The organism is Caulobacter vibrioides, assembly GCF_002858865.1.
GTDB classification, from domain to species: domain Bacteria; phylum Pseudomonadota; class Alphaproteobacteria; order Caulobacterales; family Caulobacteraceae; genus Caulobacter; species Caulobacter vibrioides.
Window position 1 is genome coordinate 275,818 of sequence record NZ_PJRR01000016.1, and the last position, 7,659, is coordinate 283,476.

Annotated in this window: 10 protein-coding genes, 1 tRNA gene and 1 pseudogene; 8 read left to right on the forward strand and 4 right to left on the reverse strand. The window is 64.5% G+C overall.

The window, feature by feature from the left end; translation table 11 throughout:
• Positions 1-54: 54 nt before the first annotated feature.
• Positions 55-471, forward strand: a complete 417-nt coding sequence (locus CVUC_RS13380) for a hypothetical protein (RefSeq protein WP_010921040.1) — start codon at positions 55-57, stop codon at positions 469-471.
• A gap of 16 nt (positions 472-487) precedes the next feature.
• Here CVUC_RS13380 and CVUC_RS13385 read toward each other — a convergent pair.
• A pseudogene (locus CVUC_RS13385) lies at positions 488-667 on the reverse strand (hypothetical protein).
• 234 nt (positions 668-901) lie between these two features.
• Here CVUC_RS13385 and CVUC_RS13390 point away from each other — a divergent pair.
• The 3 genes from CVUC_RS13390 (at position 902) to nusG (ending at position 1,961) form a co-directional block, all read left to right on the forward strand.
• Positions 902-977: transfer RNA gene (locus CVUC_RS13390), tRNA-Trp, on the forward strand.
• A gap of 98 nt (positions 978-1,075) precedes the next feature.
• Complete coding sequence (gene secE, locus CVUC_RS13395) at positions 1,076-1,393, forward strand: preprotein translocase subunit SecE (RefSeq protein ID WP_012640697.1); 318 nt, start codon at positions 1,076-1,078, stop codon at positions 1,391-1,393.
• 10 nt (positions 1,394-1,403) lie between these two features.
• Positions 1,404-1,961: a transcription termination/antitermination protein NusG gene (gene nusG, locus CVUC_RS13400; protein WP_010921038.1), complete on the forward strand. Its 558-nt coding sequence runs from the start codon at positions 1,404-1,406 to the stop codon at positions 1,959-1,961.
• Positions 1,962-2,039: 78 nt separating this feature from the next.
• On the opposite strand, the gene CVUC_RS13405 is transcribed toward nusG, so the two are convergent.
• The 3 genes from CVUC_RS13405 to CVUC_RS13415 form a co-directional block, all read right to left on the reverse strand.
• Positions 2,040-3,116 carry an alpha/beta fold hydrolase gene (locus tag CVUC_RS13405; protein WP_096034312.1) on the reverse strand — a complete coding sequence of 359 codons (1,077 nt, stop codon included), beginning with the start codon at positions 3,114-3,116 and terminating at the stop codon, positions 2,040-2,042.
• Between the two features lie 48 nt (positions 3,117-3,164).
• Entirely contained in the window at positions 3,165-3,944 is a 780-nt protein-coding gene (locus CVUC_RS13410; RefSeq protein ID WP_124743096.1) for a hypothetical protein, read from the reverse strand.
• A 134-nt stretch (positions 3,945-4,078) separates the two neighbouring features.
• On the reverse strand, positions 4,079-4,345 hold the full coding sequence (locus tag CVUC_RS13415) for a hypothetical protein (protein ID WP_012640696.1): 267 nt from the start codon (positions 4,343-4,345) through the stop codon (positions 4,079-4,081).
• A 23-nt stretch (positions 4,346-4,368) separates the two neighbouring features.
• On the opposite strand from CVUC_RS13415, the gene rpsL reads away from it, so the two are divergent.
• The 4 genes from rpsL to CVUC_RS13435 form a co-directional block, all read left to right on the forward strand.
• Positions 4,369-4,740 (forward strand): 30S ribosomal protein S12, encoded by a 372-nt coding sequence (rpsL, locus tag CVUC_RS13420; protein WP_004624021.1) that lies wholly within the window; start codon positions 4,369-4,371, stop codon positions 4,738-4,740.
• Between the two features lie 13 nt (positions 4,741-4,753).
• Positions 4,754-5,227 (forward strand): 30S ribosomal protein S7, encoded by a 474-nt coding sequence (gene rpsG, locus CVUC_RS13425; RefSeq protein WP_004624018.1) that lies wholly within the window; start codon positions 4,754-4,756, stop codon positions 5,225-5,227.
• Positions 5,228-5,341: 114 nt separating this feature from the next.
• Positions 5,342-7,420: an elongation factor G gene (fusA, locus tag CVUC_RS13430; RefSeq protein ID WP_101685833.1), complete on the forward strand. Its 2,079-nt coding sequence runs from the start codon at positions 5,342-5,344 to the stop codon at positions 7,418-7,420.
• Positions 7,421-7,539: 119 nt separating this feature from the next.
• On the forward strand, positions 7,540-7,659 hold a 120-nt coding region (locus tag CVUC_RS13435; RefSeq protein ID WP_236849606.1), incomplete at its 3' end, for a GTP-binding protein.

Here is a 7,659-nt window from a genome sequence, read left to right on the forward strand (position 1 = left end):
CAGGCGCAGACTTCACGTTGCTTCGTTCGCGAAGCCAACGATACGGAGGAACGTATGCGGGTTTGGTTCACAGGGGCCGCCGCGGCGGCCAGTCTGGTAGCGTTTGGTTTGGCCGGTTGCAGTGACAGTGGCGCGAAGTCGAAGGTCGCGCAGGCTCAGCAAGTCATCGTGGAGGCGACGCCCGTTACGGCGTCAGGCTGTGTGCGGCCCGTCGAGAATACCAACTGTCTCGTCGTGAAGGGACGCGGGGGCGGGTATTACGACATCAGTACGGCCAGCCCCGCGCCCGACCTCAGCAAGGGGGTTGCGATCTCCCTGCAGGGCAAGGATATGGGCAAGAACACCCAGTGCGGACGTCAGCTGACGGACGTGCGGTGGTCGTATCTCGGCATCCAGTGCGGAACGTCGGTTCCCGCTAGCAGCGCGACGACGACCAAGGACGACAAGACCAAGGTCGACAAGGCCGGCTAGCCTTGCCGGATTGGTCCTAGCTTTCGCCGGAGCCCGGATCCGTCCGGGTCTTCGGCGAGCGGACGCTGTCTGCCGATCCCGGCGGCTCAGTCGCCGGGCAAGGCGCTTCGTCCTCGCGGGCGGGGCGCATGGTCTCGTGCTCAACCTCGCGATTCGAGGCGCGCTCCTAGGTGGGCGGGTTTTCTAGGCTCGGCATGGACCCACAACGCCCGGCGTGCGTCTTTGATCCCGCCCAGCCGTCCAAACAGGGCTGCGCAGCAAGGTTCCAGGCCTCAAAAGCGGCAATCCTCCGCGCCCCGCTTGCCGGGCGAGTGCGACCCTGCTAAATGGCGCGGCTCTGGCGACAGAGACAGGCGCGCCGAGGCTTGAAAGCTTCCGGCGCGCTGTCTGTCTCCGGATGTCCGTCAGCCCGAAAGGGCGGTCGGTCCGCAGGAGTGTAGCTCAGCTGGTAGAGCATCGGTCTCCAAAACCGAGGGCCGGGGGTTCGAGTCCCTCCACTCCTGCCACTATATGTTTCCGACGGGTCGGTGTTTCGACCCGATCGTTTTGGCCACCGGGTCGCTCGCCGATCCGGGTCATCTAGAAAGTCGTGAGCCTCAAGAGCATGGCCAGGAAACCGGGATCCAGCCCGTCCGCGATGAAAAACCGCGCCGCCAAGACGGCTGCGGCGATGGCGCCCGCAGGCGCTGGCGCGACAGCCGCCGCCGCTCCGGCCCCGAAGAAGCGCACCAACCCTCTGCAGTTCTTCCGTGAAGTGCGCGCCGAGGCCCGCAAGATCACCTGGACCACCCGCAAGGAGACCTGGATCACCTCGGTGATGGTCTTCATCATGGTGGTGCTGGCTTCGCTGTTCTTCACCGCCGTGGACGGCGGCATTGGCTTCGCTATCAACCAGCTGCTCAAGCTGGCGACCGCGGGATAAGATAAAGACGATGAGCACCGAGACCGCGTCCAACCCGAACCACAAGTGGTACATCGTCCACGCCTACTCGAACTTCGAGAAGAAGGTGGCCGAGAGCATCCGCGAGCAGGCCAAGAACCAGGGCCTGGAGGAGAACTTCTCCGAGATCCTCGTTCCGACCGAGGATGTCGTCGAGATCCGCCGCGGCCGGAAGGTCAACGCCGAGCGTAAGTTCTTCCCGGGCTACGTCCTGGTGAAGATGAACCTCTCGGACGAGGCCTACCACCTGATCAAGAACACGCCGAAGGTCACGGGCTTCCTGGGCAGCGGCTCCAAGCCGATGCCGGTCTCCGAAAAGGAAGTCCAGCGCATCATCGGTACGATCGAGGAAGGCGTCGCGGCCCCCAAGGCTGTGGTGCTGTACGAAGTCGGCGAGAACGTCCGCGTCACCGACGGCCCGTTCGCCAGCTTCAATGGCTCGGTCGAGTATGTCGACGAGGAAAAGGCCCGCCTGCGCGTCACCGTCTCGATCTTCGGCCGCGCCACCCCGGTGGAGCTGGAATACAACCAGGTCGAAAAGATCGCCTGACGCACTTCAGGCCTGCTGAAATCGAAAGCCCCGCGTCGGTCCGGCGCGGGGCTTTTGTTTTGGCCGTCAGCTCGCGCTCTACTGCGCCAGAAGCTTGGCCAGATCCGCCTTCCAGAACTTCGCCGCCGTATGGGTGCCGTGGCCCCGGGTCTCGGTCGATGCGGGGATCAGCACGAAGCGCGCCTTGGGCATGCGCTTGGCCAACGGCTCGGCCAGACCCAGCTCCGGCGGGTTGATGAAGTCATCCGCCGAGTTCACCCACAAGACCGGCACGGTGATCTTCTCAAGGCCCGGCGAGGGGTCGTAGGTCCGCGACGCGTCGATGTAGTAGAGCGCGTCATTGGCGTCGATCGTGCCGATCCGGGCGTTGAACGCCTGGTCCAGCGCCTTGTCGGTCGCCTCGCGGGTCGGATACTGCGCCTGCTGAGCCAGCGGGTTGGCGCCGGCCAGGATCAGCAGATCGGTGAGGGTGCGCAGCCCGGCCATGGGCTGGGTGGTGTAGTTCCCTTCCTTCCAAGCTGGGTCGGCGCGAATGGCGTCCATCGCCATCTTGCGCCACATGCGATTGCGGCCGGCGAGGGGGACGGCGTTGCACGCGAACGGCGCCAGGCGCTCGGCGAAGCCGGGATAGGTCTGCCCCCAGACAAAAGCGTGCATGCAGCCCATCGACGTGCCGAGGATCAGCTTCAGGCGCTTCACGCCCAGGCCCTCGACCAGCAGCCGATGCTGCAGGGCGATCATGTCGTCATAGTCATAGCGCGGGAACGCCATGCGCAGGCCGTCGCTCGGCTTGGACGATCCGCCATGCCCGATATTGTCGGGCATGATCACGTAGGTCTTGGCCAGATCCAGCGGCTGACCGGGCCCGAACAGTTCGTCGGCGAACAGCGGCGACAGGAAGTTCTTGCCCGAGCCGCCGGTGCCGTGCAGCAGCATGACGGCGTTGTCGATCTCGCCCCGCGCATTCCGATGCGGGGTTCCAGCGGTCGTGTAACGCATGCGCGTTTCGGACAGGCGTTCCCCCGACTTGAACGTTACATCCTTGAAGACGAGGTCGCCTTCGGTCGTGGGCCAGGGCGCGGCTCGCGCGGCGTCGGGCGCGGCGATCGATGCGGCGGCGGAGAGGGCCAGGGCGGCGAGGAGGGCGCGGATCATGGCCTGACGGTATCGGCCTCAAGGGATGCGTCAAGACAAGCGGGCGCGTCAGCGACGGGCGTCTTGCGCCTTCTTCAGCTCCAGATACCTCGTGGCGCGGGACTCCAGATCCTTGGCCCTGCGCATCTCGTCGGCCACGGACTTTCGCTCGCGACCCAGCCCATCCTGCTGCGCGCCGAGCACGAAGGGAATCTCCTTCATCGTGCCCGGATGATCCTTGCTGCGATGATCCACGCCCGGCCCCATCGGAGCGTCCTGATAGCGCCGATAGGCCTCTTGGGCGGCGGCCTGGGCGTCGAGCGCCCGGCGCTTGCCGGCGTCCATGCCCGACAGCGGATCGCCCTTGGCCCTGGCCGCGCCGAACTGCTCGTCGCAGCGTTCGCGCTCGCGGCGGTTCAGGCCCACCGCGTCGGCGTTGACGCAGCCCGTGGCGCTGCCGCGCAAGGCGGTGCGCAGGTCGCCGGCGCTGTCGCCCGGCAAGGGGGCGGGGCGAATGGCGACGCCAGGTCGCGCCAAGGCGGACGCCGGAACCTCCAGGCTCGGCGTCCCCGCCGGCGCCGGGCGGACAGGCGCGCGCACCGTGAAGGGCAGGGGGGATGCGGGAATAGCGGTCGTCGTCGAAGACGGGCGCGGCCTTGGCGCCTCGCGCTCGACCCGCCGCTGCAGTTCCAGCGTCATGGTCGGCAGTGCGTCTTCCGCGAAGGTCTCAAGCAGGGGCGGCGGGGGCAGGGCCAGCCACGCCAGCAGGGCGCCGTGCAACAGCAGTGACCCGGCGATGATCGTCGCTCGGCGTCGCCGCTCGACGCTGCCCTCCATGCTGACGCTCACCTGAACTCCCGGCCCTCTCGACGGGGCGCACCCCGCCATCCCAAATGGCGTTCCGCGCAACCAAGGCAAGCGGGGCCATCCCCCCATCACGCTACACCGCTAGACGTGGCGAAAACGCGGCCTAGATTTGGGCCTTAAGAGGGCGTTAACCGACGCGGGAACAGGCGGTTGACGCTGGACCACTTCGCGAGTAAATACCGCGCTCTTTTTCGAGGCGGTCGTTCGCGTCCGTCCTGATGAGCTTGCGTTCCTTCCGGGCTTTCGGGTCCGAAGGGATCTTGAACCCGCCGGTGTGCTTCCCGCGCTCCGGCGAGTTTCGTGTTTATCGGGTCTCTTAGCCGAGCCTTGAAAAGCCGAAAAACAAAGACAAGGACCTGAAGCGCCCCGGCCGAAAGGCACACGCTTCCATCAGAGCAGAGACTTAATGCCTACCATTAACCAGCTCATCCGTAAGCCGCGCTCTCCGAAGCCGGTGCGGAACAAGGTGCCCGCCCTGAAGGGCTGCCCGCAACGTCGCGGCGTTTGCACCCGCGTTTACACCACGACCCCGAAGAAGCCGAACTCGGCTCTTCGTAAGGTCGCCAAGGTCCGTCTGACCACCGGCATCGAAGCCGTGTGCTACATCCCGGGCGAAGGCCACAACCTGCAGGAGCACTCGGTGGTGCTCATCCGCGGCGGCCGCGTCAAGGACTTGCCCGGCGTCCGTTATCACATCCTGCGCGGCGTCCTCGACACCCAAGGTGTCAAGGATCGTAAGCAGCGTCGTTCGCTCTACGGCGCCAAGCGTCCGAAGTAAGGAATAGAAGAAGATGTCCCGCCGCCGTCGCGCCGAGAAACGCCAAGTCCTGCCGGATCCCAAGTTTGGGGATCTGGTTGTCACGAAGTTCATGAACTACGTGATGTACGAGGGCAAAAAAGCCGTCGCCGAAAACATCATCTATGGTGCTTTCGACATCCTGGAAGCCAAGCGCAAGGACCAAGGTCCGCTTGAAACCTTCCACTCCGCTCTGGACAACGTCGCCCCGGCGATCGAAGTCCGGTCGCGTCGCGTTGGCGGCGCCACCTACCAAGTGCCGGTTGAAGTCCGTCCGGACCGTCGCCGCGCCCTGGCCATCCGTTGGCTGGTGACCGCCGCTCGCAAGCGCGGTGAGAACACCATGACCGAAAAGCTGGCCGGCGAGCTGCTCGACGCCTCGAACAACCGCGGCACCGCCGTGAAGAAGCGCGAAGACACCCACAAGATGGCTGAAGCCAACCGGGCGTTCTCGCACTACCGCTGGTAACCTTTCTTACCAGCACTCTTTCAGGCGCGGGCGGTTTGAGATAAACCGCCCGCGCCGCACGTTTAATCCCGGTCGTGTCCGTCCAGGGCCGCCCCGTTTCGCAGAGCGATCGCTATGCCCCGCACGCATAAAATCGAAGACTACCGCAACTTCGGCATCATGGCCCACATCGACGCGGGCAAGACGACGACGACCGAGCGGATCCTTTATTACACCGGTAAGTCGCACAAGATCGGTGAAGTCCACGATGGCGCCGCCACCATGGACTGGATGGAGCAGGAGCAAGAGCGCGGCATCACGATCACGTCGGCCGCGACGACCGCTTTCTGGAACGACAAGCGCCTCAACATCATCGACACCCCCGGGCACGTCGACTTCACCATCGAAGTCGAGCGCAGCCTGCGCGTTCTCGACGGCGCCGTGACGGTGCTGGACGGTAACGCCGGCGTCGAGCCGCAGACCGAAACCGTCTGGCGTCAGGCCGACAAGTACAAGGTTCCGCGGATCGTGTTCGTCAACAAGATGGACAAGATCGGCGCCGACTTCGACAAGTCGGTCGAGTTGATCCGCGACCGTCTGGGCGCCAAGGCCGTTCCGATCCAATTCCCGATCGGCTCTGAATCGAACCTGAAGGGTCTCGTGGACCTGGTCCGCATGAAGGCCGTGGTCTGGGACAATGACGGTCTGGGCGCGTCGTACCGCGACGAAGAAATCCCGGCCGACCTGATGGACAAGGCCGTCGAGGCCCGCGCTTACCTGGTCGAAAACGCCGTCGAACTCGACGACGACGCCATGGAAGCCTATCTGGGCGGCGAAGAGCCCTCGATCGAGACGATCAAGAAGTGCATCCGTAAGGCCGTGCTGACCGGCGCCTTCTATCCGATCCTCTGCGGCTCGGCCTTCAAGAACAAGGGCGTCCAGCCCCTGCTCGACGCCGTCGTCGACTACCTGCCGTCGCCGGTCGACATCCCGCCGACCAAGGGCATCGACTTCAAGACCGAAGAAGAGACCACCCGTAAGGCTTCGGACGAAGAGCCGCTGTCGGTTCTAGCGTTCAAGATCATGGACGACCCCTTCGTCGGCTCGCTGACCTTCTGCCGCATCTACTCGGGCAAGATGGAAACCGGCATGTCGCTGCTGAACTCGACGCGCGACAAGCGCGAGCGCGTCGGCCGCATGCTGCTGATGCACTCCAACAACCGCGAAGACATCAAGGAAGCCTATGCCGGCGACATCGTCGCCCTGGCTGGCCTGAAGGAAACCCGCACGGGCGACACCCTGTGCGATCCGCTGAAGTCGCCGGTCATTCTGGAGCGCATGGAATTCCCGGCTCCGGTTATCGAAATCGCCGTCGAACCCAAGTCGAAGGCTGACCAGGAGAAGCTGGGCGTCGCCCTGCAGAAGCTGGCCGCCGAAGATCCGTCCTTCACCGTCTCGACCGACTTCGAAAGCGGCCAGACGATCCTGAAGGGCATGGGCGAACTGCACCTGGACATCAAGATCGACATCCTGAAGCGGACCTACAAGGTCGAAGCCAACATCGGCGCGCCGCAGGTTGCCTATCGTGAATCGCTGGGCCGCAAGGTCGACATCGACTACACGCACAAGAAGCAGACCGGTGGTACGGGCCAGTTCGCCCGCGTCATGATCACCTTCGAACCGGGCGAGCCGGGTTCGGGCTTCGTGTTCGAAAGCGCGATCGTCGGCGGCGCCGTGCCGAAGGAATACATCCCCGGCGTCCAGAAGGGCCTGGAATCGGTCAAGGACAGCGGCCTGCTGGCCGGCTTCCCGCTGATCGACTTCAAGGCGACCCTGACGGACGGCAAGTACCACGACGTCGACTCGTCGGTCCTGGCCTTCGAAATCGCCTCGCGCGCCGCCTTCAAGGAGCTGCGCGAAAAGGGCGCTCCGAAGCTGCTCGAGCCGATCATGAAGGTCGAGGTCGTGACGCCGGAAGAATATCTGGGCTCGGTCATCGGCGACCTGAACAGCCGCCGTGGCATGATCCAGGGTCAAGACATGCGCGGCAACGCGACTGTCGTGAACGCCTACGTCCCGCTGGCCAACATGTTCGGTTACGTGAACACCCTGCGGGGCATGTCGCAAGGCCGCGCTCAGTTCAGCATGGTCTACGACCACTACGATCCGGTGCCGCAACACGTCGCCGACGAAGTGATCAAGAAGTACGCCTAACCCTTTTCCCTCGGGAGAAGGAGCTGGTGAGAATTGGGAAGGGGCCTCTTTGGTCCCTTCCAGCCCACCCCAGAAGTTCAACCAATTAAAGGCCCCTCTGGGGTCCTGGAGCTAAGAAGATGGCCAAGGAAAAGTTCGAACGTACTAAGCCGCACTGCAACATCGGCACCATTGGTCACGTTGACCATGGCAAGACGACGCTGACCGCCGCGATCACGATGACGCTGGCGAAGTCGGGC